The organism is Candidatus Brocadia sinica JPN1 (genome assembly GCF_000949635.1).
Classification (GTDB): Bacteria; Planctomycetota; Brocadiia; order Brocadiales; family Brocadiaceae; genus Brocadia; species Brocadia sinica.
Genome location: NZ_BAFN01000001.1, coordinates 2,814,979 through 2,839,975, shown reverse-complemented (window position 1 = coordinate 2,839,975; position 24,997 = coordinate 2,814,979). Strand labels below are relative to the sequence as shown.

At 42.5% G+C, this 24,997-nt stretch carries 17 protein-coding genes and 4 riboswitches; of the genes, 9 read left to right on the top strand and 8 right to left on the bottom strand.

Going from position 1 to position 24,997, the window contains the following annotated elements:
- The first annotated feature begins 180 nt into the window (after window positions 1-180).
- A riboswitch (cobalamin riboswitch) is annotated at window positions 181-464 on the top strand.
- 189 nt (window positions 465-653) lie between these two features.
- A riboswitch (cobalamin riboswitch) is annotated at window positions 654-851 on the top strand.
- A 33-nt stretch (window positions 852-884) separates the two neighbouring features.
- The 9 genes from BROSI_RS12910 to BROSI_RS12865 all read left to right on the top strand — a co-directional run bounded on the left by BROSI_RS12910 (window position 885) and on the right by BROSI_RS12865 (window position 13,744).
- Window positions 885-3,224: a TonB-dependent receptor gene (locus BROSI_RS12910; protein ID WP_200891745.1), complete on the top strand. Its 2,340-nt coding sequence runs from the start codon at window positions 885-887 to the stop codon at window positions 3,222-3,224.
- A 51-nt stretch (window positions 3,225-3,275) separates the two neighbouring features.
- Entirely contained in the window at window positions 3,276-3,851 is a 576-nt protein-coding gene (locus tag BROSI_RS12905) for a MotA/TolQ/ExbB proton channel family protein (protein ID WP_200891744.1), read from the top strand.
- Window positions 3,848-4,270 (top strand): ExbD/TolR family protein, encoded by a 423-nt coding sequence (locus tag BROSI_RS12900; protein ID WP_052564221.1) that lies wholly within the window; start codon window positions 3,848-3,850, stop codon window positions 4,268-4,270. Before BROSI_RS12905 ends, BROSI_RS12900 begins: the two co-directional genes overlap by 4 nt.
- On the top strand, window positions 4,267-5,025 hold the full coding sequence (locus tag BROSI_RS12895; protein WP_052564220.1) for an energy transducer TonB: 759 nt from the start codon (window positions 4,267-4,269) through the stop codon (window positions 5,023-5,025). The genes BROSI_RS12900 and BROSI_RS12895 overlap by 4 nt, the downstream gene beginning before the upstream one ends.
- Window positions 5,026-5,083: 58 nt before the next feature.
- Window positions 5,084-5,358, top strand: a riboswitch (cobalamin riboswitch).
- A gap of 136 nt (window positions 5,359-5,494) precedes the next feature.
- Window positions 5,495-5,858: riboswitch (cobalamin riboswitch) on the top strand.
- Entirely contained in the window at window positions 5,841-8,009 is a 2,169-nt protein-coding gene (locus BROSI_RS12885; RefSeq protein WP_052564218.1) for a TonB-dependent receptor plug domain-containing protein, read from the top strand. Its footprint overlaps the riboswitch before it by 18 nt.
- Before the next feature lie 107 nt (window positions 8,010-8,116).
- Window positions 8,117-8,506, top strand: a complete 390-nt coding sequence (locus BROSI_RS12880; protein ID WP_052564217.1) for a DUF4430 domain-containing protein — start codon at window positions 8,117-8,119, stop codon at window positions 8,504-8,506.
- A complete protein-coding gene (locus BROSI_RS12875) occupies window positions 8,503-12,588 on the top strand; it encodes a cobaltochelatase subunit CobN (protein ID WP_052564216.1) in 4,086 nt (1,361 codons plus the stop codon). The genes BROSI_RS12880 and BROSI_RS12875 overlap by 4 nt, the downstream gene beginning before the upstream one ends.
- Window positions 12,589-12,607: 19 nt before the next feature.
- Window positions 12,608-13,276: a MotA/TolQ/ExbB proton channel family protein gene (locus BROSI_RS12870; protein WP_052564215.1), complete on the top strand. Its 669-nt coding sequence runs from the start codon at window positions 12,608-12,610 to the stop codon at window positions 13,274-13,276.
- Window positions 13,277-13,384: 108 nt separating this feature from the next.
- Window positions 13,385-13,744 carry a DUF2149 domain-containing protein gene (locus BROSI_RS12865; RefSeq protein WP_052565831.1) on the top strand — a complete coding sequence of 120 codons (360 nt, stop codon included), beginning with the start codon at window positions 13,385-13,387 and terminating at the stop codon, window positions 13,742-13,744.
- Window positions 13,745-13,809: 65 nt separating this feature from the next.
- On the opposite strand, the gene BROSI_RS12860 is transcribed toward BROSI_RS12865, so the two are convergent.
- The 8 genes from BROSI_RS12860 to BROSI_RS12825 all read right to left on the bottom strand — a co-directional run bounded on the left by BROSI_RS12860 (window position 13,810) and on the right by BROSI_RS12825 (window position 24,987).
- Window positions 13,810-15,243, bottom strand: a complete 1,434-nt coding sequence (locus BROSI_RS12860) for a TolC family protein (protein WP_052564214.1) — start codon at window positions 15,241-15,243, stop codon at window positions 13,810-13,812.
- A gap of 403 nt (window positions 15,244-15,646) precedes the next feature.
- Window positions 15,647-16,456: a hypothetical protein gene (locus BROSI_RS12855; protein ID WP_052564213.1), complete on the bottom strand. Its 810-nt coding sequence runs from the start codon at window positions 16,454-16,456 to the stop codon at window positions 15,647-15,649.
- 104 nt (window positions 16,457-16,560) lie between these two features.
- Window positions 16,561-19,716 carry an efflux RND transporter permease subunit gene (locus tag BROSI_RS12850; protein WP_052564212.1) on the bottom strand — a complete coding sequence of 1,052 codons (3,156 nt, stop codon included), beginning with the start codon at window positions 19,714-19,716 and terminating at the stop codon, window positions 16,561-16,563.
- A gap of 15 nt (window positions 19,717-19,731) precedes the next feature.
- A complete protein-coding gene (locus BROSI_RS12845; protein WP_052565829.1) occupies window positions 19,732-20,874 on the bottom strand; it encodes an efflux RND transporter periplasmic adaptor subunit in 1,143 nt (380 codons plus the stop codon).
- A 275-nt stretch (window positions 20,875-21,149) separates the two neighbouring features.
- The gene (locus BROSI_RS12840) at window positions 21,150-21,611 is read right to left on the bottom strand and encodes a peroxiredoxin (protein WP_052565828.1); all 462 of its coding nucleotides are present in this window, start codon (window positions 21,609-21,611) and stop codon (window positions 21,150-21,152) included.
- Window positions 21,612-21,848: 237 nt separating this feature from the next.
- Window positions 21,849-22,139 carry a TRASH domain-containing protein gene (locus BROSI_RS12835; RefSeq protein ID WP_052564211.1) on the bottom strand — a complete coding sequence of 97 codons (291 nt, stop codon included), beginning with the start codon at window positions 22,137-22,139 and terminating at the stop codon, window positions 21,849-21,851.
- Window positions 22,140-22,333: 194 nt separating this feature from the next.
- Window positions 22,334-22,990: a flavodoxin family protein gene (locus BROSI_RS12830; RefSeq protein WP_052564210.1), complete on the bottom strand. Its 657-nt coding sequence runs from the start codon at window positions 22,988-22,990 to the stop codon at window positions 22,334-22,336.
- Window positions 22,991-23,058: 68 nt separating this feature from the next.
- Window positions 23,059-24,987, bottom strand: coding sequence for an aconitate hydratase (locus BROSI_RS12825; protein ID WP_052564209.1), 1,929 nt, complete (start codon window positions 24,985-24,987; stop codon window positions 23,059-23,061).
- Between the last annotated feature and the right edge of the window lie 10 nt (window positions 24,988-24,997).

The following is a 24,997-nucleotide window of genomic DNA, read 5'->3' as shown; positions in this document are numbered from 1 at the left end:
TCTATAAAGCATCCATGCGACTGTTGATCAGTACACAGTGGGATAAAATTTGTTCCATTTGTCACCCTGAACTTGTTTCAGGGTCTCCTGTGCGTGGGAAGATGCTGATACAAGTTCAGCATGACAGGTTAAGGGAATTTTCTGGTGAAGGAGTGTATATGTAACATTTGCTTAGGGAAAAATAAATTACCCATTACAGGTGTTCCAATATATTCATTGGGACGAAAAAGGGAATCCCAACTCCAACGAATTTCTGACAATAATTAATACTTAATTCCTTATATCAGAAATTCGGAGAAAAGGGAACGGTACCGCCGCTGTAGTTGGTGACGAACGTTGCAGAAACCACTGGAAAGTCATTTAAACGGCTTGAACAGCTCAAACGGTTTAAACGGCTTCTCGGGAAGGTGCAACCAGTAGGATGATCCGCTAGTCAGAAGACCTGCCTGTAATGATTGCTGAAAAAACTTCTTCGAGTAAAGGATGTGAAGCGTTGATATTCATAACGTAAAAGCCCGTTTCTTCTTTATGCGAAGAAACGGGCTTTTTTATTTCAGTATGTGTGTGGTAGGAATCAACTCCTGTTGGCGACCGTATGTAACATACCGTTGTGAGTGCCGGTCGCCGTCAGGAGACGGCTCCTACCCGTGTGGATTTTATTTTGTTGTTCAAATGTTCAGGGAATCCCGTAGAAACGGGAGCTGCCCCGCAACTGTAACCGGCGACAAACGCTGCACAATGCCACGGGAAAGCCGTTTCAACGGTTGAAACCGTTGAAACGGCTTTCCGGGAAGGCGCAGAAAGTAGGAAGACCCGGAAGCCAGGAGACCTGTTTGAACATGAATTTGTCAATTCTTATTTCCGAGGGGAAAGGATGGATGTAAATGAGGTATCTTTTAATTTTGTTGGTAATTACTTTGGCGCCTAACTTTTATTGTAAAACCGCTTCACCTGGGGAAACATCAGAATCTGCTCCAACAAAATATCTTTCGGAAGAAAAGGAAGCAGAGGGCGGCGAGGAAATGCCAAAGCAATCAGCATGGCAGAAGGCAACAGGAGAACAAGGTAAAGCCGGTTCTTCGACGTCATATTTAGGAGATATAGATTTTTCTCACCAACCAGAAGAAAGTGACAACAATACCGGTAATTCAACAGACACCGTTCAACAGCCCACAAATGCAACGTCTTCTGCAGCAGATGCATTTCTTTTGCCGGAAGTATTAGTCTTTGGACAAGCGGACAGTCTGCTCGGTATCGCAGGCGCGGCATCTCAAGGTACTAGAGGGAAGGACGAGTTGGAATGGCGCACCCTGTCGCGCCCCGGCGAAGTGCTGGAGGCGGTTCCCGGCGTTATCGTCACCCAGCACAGTGGCGCCGGTAAAGCGAATCAGTTCTTTCTGCGCGGCTTTAATCTTGACCACGGAACAGACTTTGCCACATCGGTCAACGGCGTTCCGGTAAATCTGCCCACCCATGGACATGGCCAGGGCTATACTGATTTGAATTTCATGATCCCTGAACTGATCGAGCGTGTGGATTTCCGAAAAGGACCTTATTATGCAGACCTCGGTGATTTTTCCTCCGCAGGCGCCGCAGACATCCACTATGTTAGTTTTCTTCCGCAAAGTATAGCGCAGGTGGAAGGCGGCAGTTTCGGATATGCGCGTAGCCTGTATGCCTCATCACATCTTGTCGGAAGTGGAAATATCCTTTCTGCCGTTGAATTATTCCATAATGACGGCCCCTGGACCGAGCCGGACGATTACAAGAGGATAAATGGTGTATTGCGCTACAGTCGGGGCACACCAGAGTGGGGCTATAGCATAACATCCATGTCATACGCCGGGAACTGGAACGCAACCGACCAAATTGCCCAACGCGCCCTGGATGTAATTCCTGGTTTTGACCGTTTCGATTCTCTGGGTTCAAACGACGGCGGCGACTCGCAACGTCACAGTCTTTCCGCGGAATGGCACCGTGCTGATACAGATTCTTCCACGAAAGTATTGTTATACGGATTCTACTATGACCTTGATCTATTTTCCAATTTCACCTATTTTCTTGATAGTCCTCAGGGTGATCAGTTTGAGCAAGAAGACAAGCGGGGAGTCGGAGGGCTAAAGGCCAGTCATACATGGTATGGCGATATCTTTAGCCGTGATATGGAAAACACCGTTGGCCTGCAAATACGCAGCGATTCGATTAAAAATGGCCTGTTCCAAACCGTCAACCGTCATCGCACGGATAAGGTTGATTATGACGGTGAAACGATTTCCGGCACAACCCGTGAGGATGATGTGTGGGAGGCGAGTCTTTCCCCCTATGTCGAGAATAAGGTTCAATGGGCGGACAAATTCCGCACGGTTTTTGGATTGCGAATGGATTATTACTACTTTGATGTAGACGGTGATTTGTCCGCCAACTCAGGCACACGAGATGATGCGCTCGTTAGTCCAAAAGGGTCGCTTATCTTCGGTCCGTGGGCCAAAACGGAGTACTACCTGAGCGGTGGCTTCGGTTTCCACAGCAATTCTGGACGCGGTGTGACACAACATGTTGATCCAAAGACAGGAGATCCTGTGGAATCCGCAGATCCTTTGGTGCGTACAAAAGGGGTGGAAATCGGTGTACGCACAACTATTGTTAAGGGGTTGCAAAGCACGTTAGCGCTGTGGTTGCTGGATATTGATTCTGAGCTGGTTTTTTCCGGAGACGCTGGTAGCACCGAAGCCAGCGCTCCGACCAGGCGTTATGGTGTCGAGTGGACAAATTACTACACACCCACCAAATGGCTCTCCCTGGATGCCGATTTCTCGTTTTCGCACGCTGAGTTTCGTGAAACTGTTGAGGGTGAAGGAGTGCAGGGTAGGCACATACCCGGCGCAATTGACAGCGTTATATCCACGGGAATTGCGTTCTATCAGCCAGGCGAACGTGGCCTCTTCAGTGAACTACGGTTGCGTTTTTTTGGCCCCCGTCCTCTTACGGAAGACAATAGCGTCCGTTCCGGATCAACCAGTCTGTTGAGCGCGAAGGTGGGCTATAATTTCAACGAAAATTGGACTATCAGTGTCGAGGGTTTCAACCTCCTTGACAACAGGGATCACGAGATTGATTATTATTATCCATCGCGCTTGAAAGAGGAGGACGCTCCTCATAATGACATTCACTTTAAACCGGTTGAACCCATTGCGGTACGTGCCGCGCTGACTTTCCGGTTTTAATTTAAAAAGGAGGAAAATATGTTTTATTTATTTTTACGAGGAGGACCTGTCATGTGGCCTATCCTCGTTGCGTCTTTGGCAGCCCTAACCGTAATTATAGAGCGGATTGCATTTCTTATCCGTGAAAAAAAATCAAGGTATCCGGAAACGGTAGGAAAGATATTTTCTGAAGTTGAGAGAGGAAAAATTGAAGAAGCGATTCAGGCAGGAGAAGGATGCAATGATTTTGTTGCCGTCACTCTTGTTTACGGACTTCGCCACCGTCACAAGGCATTTTCAAACGCCCTTTTGCAGGCTGCAAATAAGGAACTTAAGCGTTTTAACCGGGGGCTTCCGGTGCTTGACACCATTATTACCCTTGCGCCGCTCCTTGGTCTTTTTGGTACGGTGACCGGCATGATACAAGCCTTTGGTCTTTTGGGCGGCAGGGAGCTTGAGTCTCCCACGGTTATCACCGGTGGCATTGCCGAGGCCTTAATTGCCACTGCATACGGCCTAATCACTGCTATTGTCGCGCTTATTCCTTTTAATTATCTCAATGCACGCCTTGAAGAAGCCAGGCATAAAATTGAGGATGCCACCACGCATCTCGAACTTTTGCTATTAAAGCAGGACAAAAATCTATGAAGATACCACTACCAACAACCAGACGGAAGGCAAGGATAGAAATCATTCCGCTTATTGATGTTATATTTTTTCTTTTGGCAACCTTTGTAATGGTTTCTCTTTCAATGGTCAAGAATCAGGGCATCAGTGTGAATTTGCCCTCCGCCGCTACAGGTACCCCTCAAGAGCGCGAGACAGCAGTAACCATCACCGTCACAAAGTCAGGAGATGTATACCTCAATCAAGAAAAACTGGCTCCAGGTCTATTACTCCTGCGCTTGAAACAGTTAAAGACGGAAAATCCCGACATGAGGGTTTTTATCAATGGGGACAAAGAAGCCTATTTTGGCAATGCAATTCAAATACTTGACGAGGTAAGGTCTTCTGGAATCACGAAAGTCGCCATTCAGACAAAGCAGGGAGACCCTTTGCAAAAATGATAACTGATAGATTCAGCTACCACAAAATCAAATCCTGCAACCACGGTATGATTAAAGGATTTATCCTTGCACTATTCATTCATGGTATCTTATTTTTTATTGGCGGGAAGTATTTTGTTACGCCTGTTCAGTATAGCGTTCAATCAGACTATGGGAGCATTGACGTAGATCTGTTGACTGCCGTGTCACAATCAGACACGGAGTCAGCCCAATCCATTACATCTGCAAGGAAAAAACCTCAGGAAAAACCGGAGGCACCGGCACAGCCAAGTGTAGTTACGGTGCAATCCTCTACGCCCACAACAGAAAAACAGCAGGAACCAGTTAAAATTATGCCGCAGGAAGAGCAGGTGACACTGCCTCAATCAAATATAGATACAGCTAAATCCATTACTTCAACAATACAAAAACAGCAAGAAACAGCTAACGCTATGCCGCGTCCTTCTTTAGGAACGATCAGAACGAAAAGCAAACCCGGTTATTTCCGGAATCAACCACCGGAATATCCCCAACTTGCAAAGCAAATGAGTCAGGAAGGGCTCGTGATACTCAGGGTGGAGATAGATAAAAAAGGTATACCGGTTCAGGTTGAAGTTGAACAGAGTAGTGGCTATCCACTCCTTGATCAGGCGGCTTTAAAGGCAGTTAAGCGTTGGAGATTTCAACCTGAACGGATAGGAGACTCACCTGTTAAATCCGTGGTGGCAATCCCTGTTAGATTTCGCCTGGAAGATTCAGAAAGAAGATCTCACTGACGGACTATCCTTGAATATAGGGGGAACATACTATGTAACTGAGTAGCTCAATATTAAACAAGAGATTTCACATACAGGTATTCCGATATATCTATCGGGATAAAAAGGAAATCCCAACTTCAACGAATTTCTGATGGTAATGAATGCGTTATTCCTTACCGTCAGAAATGAGAAGGAAAGGGAACGGTACCGCCGCTGTATCCGGTGACGAACGTTGCAAGAGCCACTGGAAAGCCGTTTCAACGGTTTAAACTGATTGAACGGTTTTCCGGGAAGGTGCAACCAGTAGGGTGATCCGCAAGTCAGAAGACCTGCCTGTAATGTATGCTGAAAATACTTCTTCGGAGTAAAGGAGGTGAAGCGTTGATAATGATGCTGTAAAAGCCCGTTTCTTCTTTATGCGAAGGAACGGGCTTTTTTATTTAATCACAGAGGAATTTTACTCGTAAAAAGGGTGGCACGGATAAACTGTGTTTATCCGTGTCTAGCTGAATGTTCTGAGATTTATCATTGTTCAAATATCCAGGGAATCCCGTAGAAACGGGAGCTGCCCCGCAACTGTAACCGGTGACGAACGCTGCACGATGCCACGGTCCTGATTGGGGAAGGGCTCACCACAGAGACGCAAAGGTTGCAGAGAAAAACAGGATGTTGAAAAATTAAGAGGTTGTGAGATTGCATTTCTCAACTTCCGATCTTCACAATTTCTCATATTCTGTTCTTTTCCTCTGCGTTCTCTGCGATGAACTAAGCAATTACAAAAACAGGATGGGAAGGCGCAGGACGTAGGATGATCCGGCAGCCAGGAGACCTGCTTGAACACGATTTTATCAATTCTTATTTCCGAGGGGAAAGAGAGGATACAAATGAAATATGTATTTATCATGCTGATGATTATTTTAGCGCATAACTTTTATTGTAAAACTGCTTTAGCTGGAGAAATATCAGAACCTGTTCCAAGGAAACCTCTTTTGGAAGAAAGGTTTATTATTCGTATACCGGACAAGGAAGAAATACCCGCATTTGTGAAGGAAACAAAATCTGAAGAAGAGATAGAACTAAAAGAGGCAATGCATCCACAGCCAGAAGAAGAAAAAAACAGTCCGGAAGAGACTAAAAGAGAACCATTACCACCAGTTGCTGAAAATGAGCCGTTATCTCAGGATCAAACACCTTCACCGGAAATACCCAAAGACGATCTATCACCGGATGAACAAAATAAGGATAAAGAAGAGACGGTGATTACTCCGACAAGAACGAAACAGTTATTAAAAAATGTCGGCAGTTCTCTGTCTGTCGTTACACAAAAAGAGATTGAGAATAGCAAAGCACCACTATTAATCGATGTCCTGCGCCAACTACCAGGACTTGAAGTCACAAGAACACAGGGAATTGGAGGAACTACCAGTTTGTTCATACGGGGGGCATCCGCTGCCCAGACACTCGTCTTTGTCGATGGTGTTCAGATGAATAGCCCTACAACCGGGGCGTTTGACTTTGCAAACCTTACAACTGATAACATTGAACGGGTTGAAGTCCTGCGTGGCCCTCAAAGTACCTTGTACGGCTCGGAAGCCATCGGCGGCGTCATTAACATTATTACAAAAAAAGGCTCAGGTGATACCAAAGTTACTGTGGGGACAGAATACGGAATGCACGATTCCTTTAGAGAAACGATTCATATTTCCGGTGGAAAGGAAAAATTTGATTATTCAGCAGGTGCTTCCTATCTGAAAACCCATGGAATATCCGCTGCCAGCAGTGGAAGCGAAGAGGACGGTTACGATAATTTTACCGGTTCCTCACGTCTTGGGTGGAATTTCCTGGACAACGGAAGGGTTGATACAACGATACGGGGGTCTCACTCAGATTTTGAATACGATGCATTTGAATATGGAATTGGTCCGGTAGACGACACTGACCGGCGCCAGACAACAGATGAGATTCTTTTTTCGACGAAGGTTAGGAAAACGTTTTTTGACCTGTGGACACCTTCATTTCTCGTCTCAGTCAACGATACAGAACTGGAAGGCTTTGACCCTACTGACGAATTGGGCGAGTTTCGTATCCTTACGCGAGTATGGAGGCTGGAGCATCAATCCGACTTTACTCTGTTTGACGTCGATACGGTAACCATAGGCTATGAATATGAGGTACAGGAGGGTGAAAATGCCGGTAACTTTGATAAGCAGTTTTGGAACAACTCTGTGTTCTTCCAGAATCAAATCAAATTATTTGAATCGTTACATTGGACCGCAGGATTCCGTTACGATGATTACAGCACCTTTGGAAACAATCTTACGTATAGAACAACGGCATCATATAACATGGAGAAGATTAGTACCCGGCTTCATGGATCGTGGGGAAAGGGTTTTCGTGCGCCGAGTTTAAATGAACTTTTTTTCCCCTTCTTTGGTAATCCAAATCTCAATCCGGAAGAGAGTAAGGGCTGGGACTTTGGGGTGGAGAAAGAAATCCTCAAAGAGAAACTTACCATGGATGTTACGTATTTTAAGAATGATTTTACTGATTTGATTACGGCCGCGATACAATCTGACGGAAGTTTTTTGGCAGAAAACGTCGCCAGGGCAGAGTCAGAAGGAATTGAAACCCGCTTAACCTATAAACCTTACAACAAACTTTCATTAACGGGAACCTATACGTATACCGATACAAAGGATAGAGAGAAAGAGCAACAACTACCGCGCAGACCAAGAAACAGAGGAACCCTCGGGATGAATGCCCAACCCCTTGAGAAATTAACTATTAATGTAACCGGCATTATGGTGAGAGGCAGGATAGACAGTGATGGTAAGGAAATGGACAACTACTGGACCACTGATCTGGCAACTCGGTATGACATCACAAAGGTAATGACCGCGTATGTCAGGTTTGAAAACCTTTTTGATTACGGGTACGAAGAGGTAACAGGTTTTGGTTCCCTTGGTTTTACAGCGTACGGCGGAATGGAATTTAAGTTTTAAAAGCAAAATAAAACAGAAGAATCAGGAGGTGATGAAAAGAGACAAATAACTTTATGTAACATATTGAAACCCGTGACGTTATTCCGCAATCGGTAAGGAGGAAAAAAATGAACCACGTAAAAAGAATATTAGGAATATTTATTGTTTTTGTGCTTTTGCCGGCTACATACGGTGCCAGCCAGCTTGTAACCGTAGAAATTGACTACGGAGGGCTGCAACAGAGTCGTAAAGTGGAGATACCATGGAAACAGGGTATTACTGCCCTGGAGGCGCTTCAATCTGTTGCAAAGATCGAAACGCAAAAGCATGAGGAATATTTTTTGGTTATATCTATTGATAATATAATTATGAAAATTGGAAACAGGGCGTGGTATTACAACATCAACGGTAAACGTGCAACATCCTTTGCCAATCAATGTATTCTCAGTGAGGGTGACTCTATGAGGTGGGAATACACAAAGGATGTTTGTACCCATAATAAGGAAGAGCAAAAATGAAAAGACATATGTTGACAATCCTGCTTGCCTTGCTCTTTTCTTTTCAACACATTTCCTTTGCCCACGAAGGGCACCTTCACGAAGAGCATCATCACGAACATGGTGTGAAATACACCTGTATTGTAGGGGACTATATGACCTCAAGTGTTGTCAAGACAATGAAAGCGATCTGGCAAGATTACCCCTTTCTTAAAGACCGGGTCACGTTTGAAATCATCAGCAAAACCGATCTTGAATCGGGATTTAATCCGAACGAGATTCTGGATTCAAATCTTATTTTATTTGATGTGCACGGTATCCGTATCTCCACACCTACTCAATCAGGCTTTGATTTTGAAGTATTAAAGGAGGTAATTGACCGTGGCGCAACAGTTCTTGCCGTTGGTGAAACAGCCGGGTTGGATTCACAATATGCAGCCATAGGATTAACATACGATAAAGAAATCCGCTCATATTTACGGTATTCAAGCACCGGGAATTTTAAGAATATGATCCTGCTTTCATTAAAGAAATATTTACCTTTCCCGGAACTTACTGCCAATCCGCCCAAAGAAGGATTAAAGATGGCCTATTATCATTACCAACGGGATGAAAAACTCTTTGAGACATTCGAGGAATATCAGAATTGGTATCGAGATGCAGGCTACGTGAAAGAAAATGCAGAATGGGTAGCAATCCTGACATACTCATCATTTTATGAGCAAGGACAGGCATCTGTTGAAGATGAACTGATCCGTACCATTGAAGAAAAGGGATTCAATGCCTTTGTAGCATTTGGCTATCCTGAGGATGCTGTTATTGAGAAATTATTAGTCGATTCCAAAGGGGGTTCACGAGTTTCTGGCATACTGTCTTTTCTCTTTCGTTTTTCAGATTTCAAAGCTCCAGACTCCCTGGAAAAATGCGGGATACCTGTGGTTAATTTGATTACCGTTTACGGAAAGGATGGAAAGACGTGGGAGAACGATCCCGAAGGTTTGAGTTCTTTGGAGGTAAGCTGGCAGTTGGCTATTCCAGAAATTGCCGGTCTTATACAACCTACGGTCGTTTCATATCGAATTCGTGAAAAAGATGATGAAACAGGCTTTTTTGTCGAACAACGAAAACCCATACCTGAGCGTATTGATCGGGCTGTCGACCGTATAAGGGCCTGGATCAATTTACAGAGAAAAAACAACCTGGAGAAAAAGGTAGCCCTGTTGTATTGGAATTATCCACCAGGGAAGCAACATATCGGCGCCAGTTACCTGAATGTCTTCGCCAGTATTGAGAATGTGTTAAAGATGATGAAGGGAAATGGATATGACGTTGGCAATGAAACCATGGATAAAGAGATACTGCTTGAAAATTCCCTAAGATACGGGAAAAACGTTGGGAATTGGGCACCAGGCGAACTTGACGGGATGGTAAGGAACGGGAAATGTGTATTGCTGCCTCTGGAAGAGTATCAAAGGTGGGCGAGGAGTTTACCGGCAAATTTTATGAAAGACGTTCATAAGGATTGGGGAACGGTTGAAGAATCCAATGTGATGATGTGGACTGACCCGAAGCAAAAGAAGAAATATATGGTTATTCCCGCAATAAGGCGGGGAAACGTTGTTATCCTTCCCCAGCCGGTAAGGGGCTGGCTGCAGGATAAAGAAGCCTTGTACCATAGTAAAGACCTGTCCCCTCACCATCAATATGTAGGGGCATATTTATGGCTGAAGCATGGCTTTGGCGCAGATGCGGTAATTCATTTCGGCACACATGGCACACATGAATGGCTGCCAGGGAAAAGCAACGGTCTTTCTGGTGATGATCCACCGGAGGCGTTGATTCAGGATTTGCCGGTCATGTATCCTTACATCGTAGACGATGTTGGTGAAGGGCTTGTCGCAAAACGGCGGGGAGCAGCCGTCGTTATAGATCACATGATTCCTCCTTTAAAAAAGGGTGGACTTTATCACGAGTATGCCGAACTTGAAGAGCTGATCGGTGACCATGACCGGGCACTGGAACAGGATGCCGCACTTGCAAGGCAATACATGGAAAATATTATAAAAAAGGTAAAAGATTTGGGACTTGAGAAAGATATAGAAATTAGCGAGTATTTGAATATTGATACTCAAAGCGATGACCAGCATAGGTTTGGTCACGAAGTCATTCATAAAATAGGAGAGTATCTTCAGGAATTGAAGCAGCTTAATATGCCTTACGGATTGCATACATTCGGTAATGCACCGGATGAATTGCTTCGTACATCCACCATTCAGGCGATAAAAGAGGTTATCAAAGATATCCCTGCCCATGAATTGGACAAAAACATCCAGGAAGGGGCAAAGCGGGAATTGTCCAATTTGGTTAAGGCCATGAATGGACAATATATACCAACGGGAACCGGAAATGACCCCGTAAGAAATCCAAATTCACTGCCTACGGGGAAAAACTTTTATGCCTTTAATCCGGATAAGATACCCAAAAAAGAGGCCTGGCAGGTGGGCGTCAAATTGACTCAAGAACTACTCGATGATTATCGGGCGAAAAATAACGAGAAATATCCTGAGAAATTGTCCTTTGTTATATGGGGTACCGAAACGATACACCACGAAGGGGTACTGGAATCCCAGATCCTTTATTTATTGGGGGTTGAGCCCATTTGGAATGAATGGGGGAAGGTAACGGGGATTAAGATCATACCGAAAGAGAAGTTGGGCCGTCCAAGAATTGACATCGTCGTTTCTTCGGCGGCAGAAGAGATGTTTGGACAGTTGACCCAATACATCGACCAGGCCGTTCAAATGGTAAAAGGACTTGATGAAAAAGACAACCAGATTCAACAACATATCAAGGAAGTAACCGGGAGGCTGATTCAAAAAGGCTGGCCGCAAAAGAAGGCCGAACAATACGCAGCGGTTAGAATCTTTGATGAAGCCCCTGGGCGTTATGATCTGAATGTCTCACGCATCGTAAGCGCAAGTGGAAGTTGGGAAGACGATTCTGTCGTAGCGGATGAATATCTGAAACGGATGAGTTATGGGTATGGGAACGGTTTGTGGGGAGAACCCATGGAGGATGTCTATAAAATGGTGCTAAGCGGAACCAGAATGGTTGTTCATAGCTGTTCTACCAACCTGTACGGGACTGTTGATAATGATGACTTTTTCATGTACGCAGGGGGGCCGGCGGCTGCAATCAGGAAATTGGATGGAAAGTCACCTGAATTGGTAATTACTAACATGATGAATCCAGCCAGGCCGGAAATGACCCCGATCGACAGGATGATGGGTATGGAACTACGGTCACGCTATTGGAATCCGGAATGGATTGAAGGGATGAAGAAGGAAGGTTTTGAAGGGGCAAATAAGATGGCTGAATTTGTTGAAAACATGTGGGGCTGGCAGGTCACTGTACCAGAGACAATGGACTCTGCCCGTTGGGAAGAGACGTTTGAAGTTTATGTCGAGGATAAATACGGAATGGATTTGAAGGAATTTTTCAGTAAGAAAAACCCTTATGCGTATCAAGCCGTTACGGCCAGAATGCTGGAGACGATACGAAAAGGTTACTGGCAGCCTACGGAAAAAATCAAACAAACCCTGGCGAAGGAATACATGACAACGGTAATAGAACACGGTGTAGCCTGCTGTGTGCAAACCTGCAACAACCCAGCCTTCCAGCACTATGCAACGGATATTTTGAATACCCCTGGTCTCGTAACTCCAGATACCTTGATTCAGTATGCAGAGGTCTTAAAAACAGCTACCGGTAAGTTGCTAAACGAACGAAAGACAGAGATGGACAGGATCGTTCAAGTTCAGGCGTCTATGTCAAAACCTGACCCGGGAAGTATTGAACAGAGAAAGGATACCGGACAAACACAGGATAAAGAGAAGATTGAAAAGGCCGATGAGTGGAAATCAGAGGATGAAGATGCTGGAAAGGCCGAAATAGTCAAAGGATTGGAGATGAAAGAGATAAAAACGAATGAAAGGAACCTAAGCGTTACTAAATTTGATAAACCATGGATTGTCATTGTCGTCGTGGTGGGCTGTATCTGTTTTTTCGTTTACGGATGGATAGGAAAAGGCCTTCGAAATTAAAATTTTAAAAGAGGAAATCATGAATCTTCTCACTCTATTACAAACCATTCTTTCTGTCCTTTCATCAGCGATGCTTTATCCCGTCATAATTTTATTGGTAGTTTTTTTCTTTTTGATGATGATAACCATGGGAGGATTTGTCTCAGAATATTGGGAACGGAAGAAACAAACCCGCAGGCAGGAACCAAAGGAATTCGTAGAATCTCTTCTGGAACAGGAACAGAATAATGAATATATCCTGCATGGAACATTTCGGGAAACCCAGGAGATGCCATTTTATTTTAGGGAATACTTTAGAGAACTTGTCAACGAACTAAAAAAGAATAATTGCAGCAGAGAGGTTCGCATAGAATATCTATTGCAAAGTATGGAACAAAAAATGGTTAAAGATCTGGATAACCTCCGGCTCCTGATCCGTGTAGGCCCTACTCTTGGGTTGATGGGGACGATAATCCCGATGGGTCCGGCATTGTCGGCATTATCTCAAGGAGATCTTGAAAAGCTGTCGAGCAATATCATCATTGCCTTTACAACAACGGTCGTAGGATTGGCGATTGGAATCATTGCCTATTTTCTTTCTATGATAAAAAACAGGTGGATTCATGAGGATATAAAGAATCTTGAGTATTTTACGGAATGTATTATGGAAAAGGGAGGAATAGTTTACCGCAGCGCGCCGAGGGATTAGCAGACGTTGAGAAATTGGGAAGACGAAAAGTTGAGAAGACAAACTTCAGAACTCCTCAGCCTCCTTTTCTCTGCGACCTCTGCGTACTCTGCGGTGAAGAAAACTGAAATGAGATATCTTAAGAAAAGACGACGGGTAATCGGAAAGGAAGCCGATCTCCATCAGGAAGATCCTATGTCGGGTGTAGCCAATCTTTTTGATGTAGGAGTAGTCTTTATTGTGGGTCTTATTGGCGCATTAATTAGCGCCTACAGCCTGCTTGACTTCCTCTCACCAAAAACAGAAATTACCATGGTCAGGAAAAACGACACTGGTCAGGTAGAGATTGTTACCAAAAAGGGCAAACAGATAAGAATTGAAAAAGTTACCGATAAGAATTTACAGGGAGAAGGCACTCGACTGGGGACAGCTTATCGACTAAAAGATGGAAAGGTAATCTATGTACCAGAAGGTGAGGCAGAGAAGTAATTCGTGTCTGAACGAAAACACCCTTTTCTGAAAAGCATTCGGGCGGTCTTACGATTGCTAAAACCCTATCTCCAGCCGCCACCAAGTGCCTTATAAATATTTACACTGGCATTAAATTGCTGCTGTTTGGTGCTTACTAATTCTAATTTCGATTGAAGGGCATTTTGTTGTGTTATTAATACCTCTAGGTAATTTGCCCTGCCAGTTTTGAATAGTTCCGACGATATTTCTATTGATTGAGTTAACGCAGTCACTTTTTTGGTTGTAAGGTTGTATGCCCGTTCCAAATTCTTAATATTATTCATTTCATTATATACTTCTATGTAACCATTAATAATTGTTTTTTGATAATTGTACAACGCCTCTATCTGTTTGGCCTGTGCAGTCTTAAATTGCGCCTGAATTGCACTCCGGTTAATTAGCGGGACGGTTAAACTACCAATTGCTGTATATGCAATGGATTCGGGTGATCTAAACAAATACGAGGTATTAAAAGCCTGAAACCCCATTGCCCCCGTAATGTTAAAGGAAGGGTAAAATGCCTTCTTTGCCGATTTTACATCCGCTTTTGTGGCCATCAATTCAAACTCAGCTTGTTTTATATCGGGCCTGTTTTCTAGCAAATCTGATGGAATACCGACCTTTACCTGAGCAGGAATTTCTTTTGGAAGGATTGATTTTTTACGGATAATCGGTTGTGGAAATCTACCCAATAAATAATTTATTCTGTTTTCACTCACGGTAATTCTCTGGAGAACTTCTACTTCCAAAGCCCTTGAATTCAGCAATTGCGCATCAAACTGCTGTACCGCCAACTCATTGGCCGCGGCAGCTTGTTTTTGAATGGTAACAATGGAAAGCGCGTTTTCCTGTAGCTTGATGGTTTCTCTGATAATTTCTAATTCGGTATCTAAACTTAATAATTCGTAATAGGTAATTGCTATCTCTGAAATTAAATTGGTAAGCACGATGTTTTTCCCTTCAATGCTCCCAAGATAACGGGCAAATGCAGCTTTCTTCTTGTTGCGGAGTTTGCCCCAAATATCCATTTCCCATGTTGTTTGCAAACCGATATAATAATCGGGAAGATCGTCAGGCACCATGCGCCCGGGGGTAATCTCAGTTGCCCTGTTTCCGGCTCCATCCATTGTGTAACGCCCGAATCTTCTTTGAGAAACAGAACCACCACCGGAAATTTCTGGCAACAAAGCCCCTTTGCGCAACCTTAAATCTGCCCGTGCAATTTCGATTTTTTGCAAGGTCATCAACACATCCAGGTTATTTTTCAAGGCAATATCAATCAAATCAATTAATGCACTATCAGAGAAAAACTGTCGCCAGTCAATCGTTGCTGAATTTGTTGAATCTTTCGTGTTTGCAAATGACTCAGGCATTGGTTTTATGGCACTGCTTTCAATATTTTTTGTTGCCTGACAACCTGCCACAAGTAAGCATACAACCACAAGTCCAAAAACTATTGTATTTTTAAATTTTCCCATTGTTTTAAATTAGATCTTCGCCGACTAACAACGGCGTAGTGGCAAGACGCACCTTGCCATTACCCTGGTTATTTGAAATTCCTTAACGTAAATGAGGCCTTCGGCAACTTTATCAATGTATCATGGGTAGTAGGTTGGGTTGAGGCACGAAAAACCCAACGAAAACATTTGGAAACGTTTCGGACATTTCCAGTTGGGTTTCGCTCCCAGACTGGGTCAAATGAACAATTTTTCTCTATTTTGCGATATTCATTCCCCACTTAAACGGAGAAAAAACACTAAATTTGGAATAAATTGGGCAATTTATAAAGTTTACTCCCCACTTTTAAGATAAGAATGTTTATTTGACCCAGTCTGGGAGCGAAACCCAACCTACTTTGTTTCTGATACCCATTTTATTGATTTATCTAGGAATTAAAGATAGGTCTTCTACGTTAAGAGAGGTGTCCTTTTTCATGCGCGCAAATTCATGTTTATCATTTTTTAAAGAATGAAAAATTCGACTTTGTATACCACCGTTAACTATGGTGTAAATCACTGAATAAACAATAATAATAGGCGAGAAAAAATCTAATAAAGGTGCGCCTACATGCAAGTCATAGGATGTAATTAACCAGTACACATTTGTATCAAAAAGATTCCTTATAACAAAAAACGTATACATCATTAAAGTAACAGATTTACTTATGAATAGATACTTGCAATAAACACTGCAAAAAATAAGAGAGGAATACAATAGTGTTATGCCTCTAAAAACATTCAGGATAAAAGATAATATCGTAATATCCTCAATGAAAATAATCTCTAATCCTATCGATAAAGGATACTTGGATACCATATATAGACCGAAACCTGTAATAACTAGAAAAAAGTTCTTTTTTGACCAGACAATACAGTTCTTTAGATATCTGATGGTTTTGAAACGCTGCCTGCGTCTCTCATACAGATAATCCATAATATGTGAGATAATATTTTCACTTGCAGACTTATGGAGTAAATATGCAGCAGCAAACACAACAACAACCGCTGCATCCCCATACACATCCGGTACACCTGGTGTGTGGATATCATACTTATTACCAGAATTTCCAATCTGGAGAATATTAAAAAAAATAAGGGCATTAAAAACATTTTCAGAAAGAAATCTTAAATTAATCCCTATGAATATTAATAATGCACTTATCTGTAATTTTCTTACCGATGAATTGATCATTCTTAATGGTTATGAGAATTTACCAAGTGGCTGAAAACACTGACAAACAAAGTTTGTCAGTGCCACCCTGAAAACCGCTTAAATAAAATGAAGATCCTATACAATTAAATTACTTCCGTGAAGGCTATTTCTTCTCTGACCCCTTTCTTCACGAACCCTTCTGCAAGGGTTGCGAAAACGACATACAGCCCAGGAATAATAATCACTCCGAATATTGTTCCGAACAGCATGCCTCCTGCTGCCGCTGTGCCAATGGTTCTGTTGCCCACAGCGCCTGCGCCAGATGCAAGCACCAAAGGAATCAACCCGGCGATAAAGGCAAATGAGGTCATGAGAATTGGCCGCAACCTCGCCGTGGCCCCTTCAATGGCAGCTTGCACGGGTGTTCGTCCTTCCCTGTGTTTTAATGAGGCAAATTCAACAATCAGGATGGCATTTTTACCGAGCAAACCGATAAGCATAATCATGGCTACCTGGGCATAAACATTGTTTTCTAAACCCATGAGCATCAAGAGTAAAAATGCTCCGAATATTCCAGTCGGTAAAGAGAGAATAACGGGCATGGGCAGGAGAAAGCTTTCATACTGTGCAGATAATAACAAATAGACAAATACCAAACAAATAAGAAAAATATAGATTGCCTCATTGCCTGATAGTATTTCATCACGCGTTATACCTGCCCAATCTATGCCGTAACCTTTCGGTAATTTTTCTTTGGCTACCTCCTGGATGGCTGCGATAGCGCTTCCGCTGCTGAAACCGCTGGCAGCTTCTCCATTCAGCTCGGCGGATTGATACATATTGTAACGGGTAATCTGATCCATGCCATAGATGCGCTCCATAGTCATAAAGGCCGATAGAGGCACCATTTTATTTTCATTATTTTTTACATACAACTTAAGGATATCCTCAGGCTTGGCCCGGTATTCAGGTAATGCTTGCACCATCACTTTGTACATTTGACCAAAGCGGATGAAATTTGTGGCATACTCACTTCCTAATAAGGTTTGTAATGTGCTCATCGCATCATTCACCGTTACCCCTTTTTGAGCAGCTTTATCGTTATCAATATGAACCATATATTGCGGGTAGCTTGCATCAAAAATGGTGAAAGCTCTTGATATCTCAGGTCGGTCTTTTAAGTCTTTGATAAACTGGTTGACTACCGTTTCCATTTTTTTAAAATCCCCGCTGCCGGTTTTATCCAACAATCGTAATTCAAAACCACTGGCATTTCCATAGCCTGGCACGGCTGGGGGAGGGAAGAACTCAATTTCCGCGTCTTTAATGTGTTTGGTCTTTTCGGCAACAAGTCCGATAATATCATTAACAGATTCCTTCCGGTCGTGCCAATCTTTTAAGTTAATTAAGCAAGTACCGTAAGTGGCGCCTGTTCCATCAGATAAGATATTTGCTCCTGCCAAGGAAGAAACCGACTCTATAGCTTCAACATCTTCGCATGTTTTTTGCACTTCATTTACTACCTCTTTGGTTCTTTCTAAAGTTGATCCGGGAGGAGTAGTGATACTGGCATAAAATGTCCCCTGGTCTTCGTTGGGAATAAACCCTGAAGGCAGGAGTTTTCCGAAAATACCCGTTCCCGCGCAAAAGAGCAACAGTATGGAGAATGTGACGACCTTGCGGTTGATAATAAGGCCCAGGAGCTTTTGATACCTTGCCGAAAGACTTCCGTACCAACTATTAAAGCCGTGGAAAAAGTAATGTAAAAAATTTTCCTTTTTGTGCTTGCTGTGGGTATTTTTTAAAAACAAGGCACAAAGCGCAGGAGTAAGCGTTAATGCGCTAATACCTGAAAGAACAATGGCTATAGCTATTGTGATGGAAAACTGCTTATAAAAAACGCCAACAGGGCCTGTCATAAAGGAAGTTGGAATAAAAACTGCAGACATTACCAGGGTAATTGCAATGATAGCGCCACTTATTTCTCTCATCGCTTTTTCGGTAGCTTTCTTTGCCCCAATATTTGAGTGTTCCATTTTTGCATGCACTGCTTCCACCACCACGATGGCATTATCCACTACAATGCCTATGGCAAGAACTAATGCAAAAAGTGTAATAAGGTTTAAAGAGAAACCCAATAACTGCATGAAAAAGAGCGTGCCAATCAATGAAACAGGTACGGCCAAAGCAGGAATGAGTGTCGAACGCCAATCTTGCAGAAAAATAAATACCACCAATGATACCAGTAAAAACGCCTCAATCAGAGTTTTTAACACCTTATGAACAGAAGCATCTAAAAAACGTGATACATCATAACTAACCGCATAATCCATACCCTCAACGAAGGTGGATTCTTTAATCTCAGCTATACGTTTTTTCACCTTATTGATTACTTCACTGGCATTAGAACCTGGCAGCTGCTTCAGCATAATGGAAGCGGCAGGTCTGCCATTCAGTTTAGATTCAACATCAAAATAAATTGTACCAAATTCCACATCAGCAATATCTTTTATGCGAAGTATCCCTCCGTCAGCGTCCGATTTTACAGGAATATTTTCATACTGTTCTTCAGTATTATACCTTCCCGTGTATTTTATTACGTATTGCAATGCTTGTGCTGACTTATCCGAACTTTCCCCTACGGTACCTGGTGCAGCTTCTACATTTTGTTCCCGTAATGCATTCAATACATCATCGGTAGAAATATTATAGGTAAGCATTTTATCGGGTTTTAACCAGATACGCATAGCATATTCCTTAGCTCCCAATATATCTACATAACTAACCCCATCAATTCTTTTTAATTCTGGCAGTATGTTAATATCCGCAAAATTGTACAGGAATTTTTCTTCTAAAGATGTATCCGTGCTGAAAATGTCTAAATACATCAGCATAGCTCTCTCTTCCTTGGCAATTTTTACTCCGTTTTTTATTACCTCCGCAGGAAGTTCGTCCACTACGGTACCCACTCTGTTTTGAACATTTACCGCGGCAATATCAGGGTCGGTACCTACTTCAAAAATAACTTGTACTATACCCATGCCATCATTTCCCGCAATAGACGACATATACTTCATTCCCGGAACACCATTGATAGCACGTTCCAGAGGCACAATGACCGCTTTTGTAACGGTTTCTGCGTTGGCACCGGTAAACTCTATGGTAACATTTACCACTGGTGGAGCTATACTGGGGAATTGCTCCATTGGCAATTTGGTTAAAGCCAATGCCCCTAACAGGGTGATGATTAAAGACAGCACTATGGATAAAATGGGTCTATGGATAAATTTCGAACTCATTATTTTATTTTCTCTTTAATTTTGAGCCATAAACAAGGTTTGAGCTTTTGGTTGTTCTGCCAGGATTTGTTTCATAGGAATAAATTCAGGAATTATCTTATCTCCCTCTTTCACCAGTTGAATGCCTTCATAAATAATTCTATCATGAGAAGATAATCCAGATTCAATTACATAGAAATGAGGAATGCGAAGCTTTGGAACAATGCTTCGCATGTTTACTGTGTTGTCGGATTCTACCGTATATACATATATTTTGTCCTGAATTTCAAAAGTTGCTTTTTGCGGAATTATTAAAGCGTTTTTTTCTTCTTTTATTATCCTGACTTCACCACTGGAACCCTGTCTTAAAAGAAGATCAGGGTTAGGAAAACATGCCCTGAAAGCTATATTTCCTGTGTTTTTGTCAATTTTTCCTGCAACGGTATCGATACATCCTTTATACTTGTGAATTTGATTGTTGGCTAAAACGAGTACCACATCATTCTTCTTTCCTGAGTCTAAGAGTGTGGTAAAATCTAAATACTCTTTTTCGGATACATTGAAATAGGCAAAAACCTTTTTATTATCTGAAAGAGTAGTTAACAGAGTTCCTTCATCGACTAAACTTCCGACTTTATTGGGAATTCTGTCAATTATTCCATCAAATGGCGCTTTTATTACTGTATAAGACAGATTCAATTCAGCACTTGCTTCATGGGATTGAGCCTCATCAACTTTCGCCTGAAGTGCATCCAGTTTAGCCTGAGCCATTTCCAGCTCTGTTTTTGAGACTATGTTCTTTTCTACCAGTATTTTTACATTTTGCAAATCCAGTTTAGCAGCTTTTACATCTGCAATGGCGCTTTTCAGCATTGCTTTCGCTTTTAATAAATCCACTTCATATTCCTGGCGGCTTATGCTAAAAAGAATTTGTCCGGCTTTTACGATTTCACCTTCGTCAACATGGATTTTTTCGATATATCCTTTAACCCTGGCTCTTAGCTCTACGTGTTGTAATGAATGTATATTTACTACATAATCATGCGTATATGTCGTATCCATCACGATAGGATTTGTTACAGGGTATTTTTCCTGATTAACGCTACTTTTTTTATCTGATGAGCACGCACTTATAAATAAAGCAGCCCAAACACTCAAATACATGAATTTCTTATTCATAGAGATCATTCATAATAAAAAAGGTGATAGGAAATTATTGTTTCTTTAAGAACAAAGGTAAACAAAGAAGGATAGAAAAATGTTTCCAAAATAAATAATAGAGAATTGCTTTTGTCTTGAGAAAACAAAGAATAGCAGAAAAATGTTTCCAGAACAAATGATAGGGAATTGCTTTTTCCATAAGAATTACCGTAAAACAAAAAAGATCGGAAGATCTTTAATGTTTTCCAGCTACATTGAACAGGTTGATTTGGTTGCGGCTGTGCAGCACTAGGTTATTTTTTGGAATGTTCGGAAAATGCTTGTAGGACTTCCGCTGCATGGTTTTTTACGTCTACCTTCTTAAAGATATGAACAATCTTACCATGTTCGTCAATCAGATACGTGTATCGTTTTGCCATGAGAGAACCTAAAAGGCCACCCGAAGCACCATAAGCCTCTGCCACTTCTTTTTTCTCGTCACTCAATAAAATAAAGGGTAGATTCTGTTTCTCTTTAAATTTCCAGTGTGACTCTGGTGAATCAAAACTGACACCCAGAATAATAATTCCAGCCTCCAGCAAGGTGCTGTATCCATCACGAAAACTGCAGGCCTCTTTGGTACATCCGGGAGTGTTATCCTTTGGATAAAAATAGAGCACTACCTTTTTACCGCGAAATTCAGAGAGCGTACGCATCTTCCCTGCATCATCCTTTACTTGAAAATCAGGTGCAGGATCACCTACTCTTACTGGCATAGCATCTTCTCCCTTTACAATTCCCATGAAAAAGAATAAGAAAATCACAATGAAAACAAAAAAGGCGTTCATGTACCTTATAAGCACAGGAACGCCTTTTTCGCAAAATATTGTCTGATGTTTTGTTCTTTTACTGCCTTTTATTGTTAACTGCAAAATTTCGCAAAAACGTTGAAATGAGGAGCAAAAAGTTATAAAGAATTCCATTTCCCCTCTATCAAGAGGGATGTGTAATCCTTATTTTTGTTCTTTATCTCTCATACATTCGCCCGGGTTCTTTTTAAATTTTTCAGCACAACCTTCGCAGCAGAGATAAACAGTTTTCCCCTCGTGTTCGACCTTTACCGCCTTGTCTTTATTACTGATCGCCTTTCCACAAGCCACGCATTTCGTTTCCGCCTTTTCCGCAGCCGAAGCTTGCTTTGCACCACAACAATCAGCACCGGCAAAAGCCTTAGTGACAGTATAAGAGGCCATTGAAAGTAAGGCTACCATAGCAACACCTGCAAGATATCCAATACGCTTCATACATTATCTCCTTTTATAAAAAAATGTGCTTATCTGATAAATTAGCTATGGATAATAATAACAGATATCCCTCAAGAGGCAATTACAAAAACCTGATGGCCAAAGTTTCCTTAGTAAACTGTCAGGTAACGATATCCTCCAAAAACACAAACATTCTGAATTTGCCCATTCTTTTCCTTTAACTTGTTTATGAATTATTTATCCCGAAGAACCTTTGCGATTTTTCTGCCTAGCTCTCTAGCCGCATTCAGGGCATCCTGCTGATTTTCAAACTTATTTATCCCAACAGATTCTACGGTTGCATCAGAACCAAACATCATCTTCACACCGGACATCTTGCACTCGTTACCGTACCCGCATTTAATACAGGGGACGTTTCCCGATATCTTAACGGCACCCACAAAGTTCATACCCTCTTCCATCATATAAAACATGATGGCATTCACACCCATATCACCGGCAGGAGGTAACGCCTTGTTTTTATCAGGGACTGCACAGGTAACAATTGCACCTCCTGGTTTGCCTGCCATAAAGCCGTGGATATGACGGAGGGGATAAAGCCGTTCCAGAAAGGCCTTCGTCAGGGAATCTATCGTACTATACGGCGTATAGCAAGCGACAATTAACGCATCGGCCTCTTTTGCCTTCTCTGCCAGAAAAACTCCATCATCACGAATATTTACGCATCTGTTTGTTTTTACACAACCGAGACATGCCCTGCATGGAGTAAGGGAATAGTTTGCCAGTTTTATGAATTCCGTTTTCAGGCCAGTAGCCTCCAAAGCCACTTTTAATGCCCTATCTGTATTGCTATCATAAATAGGAGAACCAGAAATGCCAAGGACTCTCATGGCTTTATCTCACAGGATATCTTTTCAGGGATAAAAATAAACAGCAATATCTATAGTCACATTTTGTTTTATTTACTGCTTTGCGCCTGATAATTCAATAAACCGCCAACGCAAAGGATATCGATCTCACGAGGGGTTAATGTGTGTTTCACCTTTATTTCCTTATTCTTTGTCAAATTATTTATGATGACCTTGCCCCCGGACGTTAATCTATTCTTTATGTCAGGTAGTTCGATACTGTCTCCCTGATCACATAAATTATAGTCACTCTCATCCTCGAAGGTTAACGGTAAGATACCAAAGTTAACGAGATTTGCCCGATGGATTCGGGCAAAGGACTTGGCAATAACCGCCTTTACTCCTAAATACATAGGCGCCAGGGCGGCATGCTCTCTGCTTGAACCCTGACCGTAATTTACCCCGCCAATCAGGAATCCACCACCTTTTTCTTTTGCCCGGCTCACAAACTCCTTATCTACCTTTTCAAATACAAATTCAGAAATGGCTGGAATATTTGATCGCAGTGGCAAAACCTTTGCCCCTGCCGGCATGATATGATCAGTGGTAATATTATCCCCCACCTTTAAGAGGACGTCCCCTGTTAGCGTATCAGGCATAGGTTCCTTTTTTGGCAAAGGTTTTATGTTTGGACCTCTGATGATAGTTACTTCCTCTGGCCTTTCCGAAGGAGGAATAACCATACTATCATCAATGGTAACCCTTTTGATATCTTTAATAATAATCGGTTCACCAAATTCCCTGGGATCGCTAATAACACCATTGATTGCAGTCACTATAGCCGTTTCCGGACTGACCAGGAAAACCTGTGCATCTGCCGTCCCGCTTCGTCCCTCAAAGTTCCTGTTAAACGATCTCACCGAAACCCCTCCGGAAGGCGGAGCTTGCCCCATCCCAATGCAAGGTCCACAGGCCACCTCGATCACACGCGCACCTGCGGCAATCATGTCTGCCAATGCGCCATTTTTCGCAATCATCTCCAGCACCTGTTTCGAACCTGGAGAAATGGTAAGACTCACATCCGAATGTACCTTTCGTCCCTTTAACATCGCAGCAGCAACCATAAGGTCATGATACGATGAGTTGGTACAGCTTCCGATACAAACTTGTTGAACTTTTGTGCCTTTTATTTCACTCACCTTGCAAACATTATCCGGACTGTGTGGTCTGGCAATCAACGGTTCCAGGGTTGAAAGGTCAATCTCAATAACGTCGTCATATTTTGCACTGGCATCGGCTTTTAATGGTTTCCAGACGGCCTCTCTTCCCTGCATCTTTAAATATTTTTTCGTTTGTGCATCGCTTGGGAACAGAGAGGTAAGCGCCCCAAGTTCTGCACCCATATTCGTAATTGTGGCGCGTTCTGTGACGGAAAGAGTCTTTACTCCTTCACCTCCATATTCAAATATTTTGCCTACACCGCCCTTGACCGTTAACCTTCTCAATAATTCCAATATGACATCTTTTGCCGTAACCCATGGTTGCAATGTACCACTCAGTTTTACCAATACCACCTTTGGCATCGTGATATAAAATGATCCACCGGCCATTGCAATGGCCACATCCAGCCCACCTGCACCAATAGCGATCATACCCAGCCCGCCACATGTGGGTGTATGGCTGTCAGAACCCAGTAAGGTTTCTCCGGGTACGCCAAAACGCTCTAAATGTACCTGATGACAGATACCATTTCCAGGTTTGGAAAAATAAACACCATATTTTTTAGCAATGCTTTGGAGGAATAAATGGTCGTCAAAGTTTTCAAAACCGGTCTGGAGCATATTATGATCAACGTAACTTACCGAAAGTTTCGTCTTCACTTTAGGTATACCCATGGCTTCAAACTGGAGATACGCCATGGTGCCGGTAGCATCTTGTGTAAGAGTCTGATCGATAGAAATAGCAATCTCTTCACCGCCTTTTCGTTTGCCAGATACAAGATGCGAATCTAAAATTTTCTGTACCAGATTCTTTCCCATCTTTGCCCTT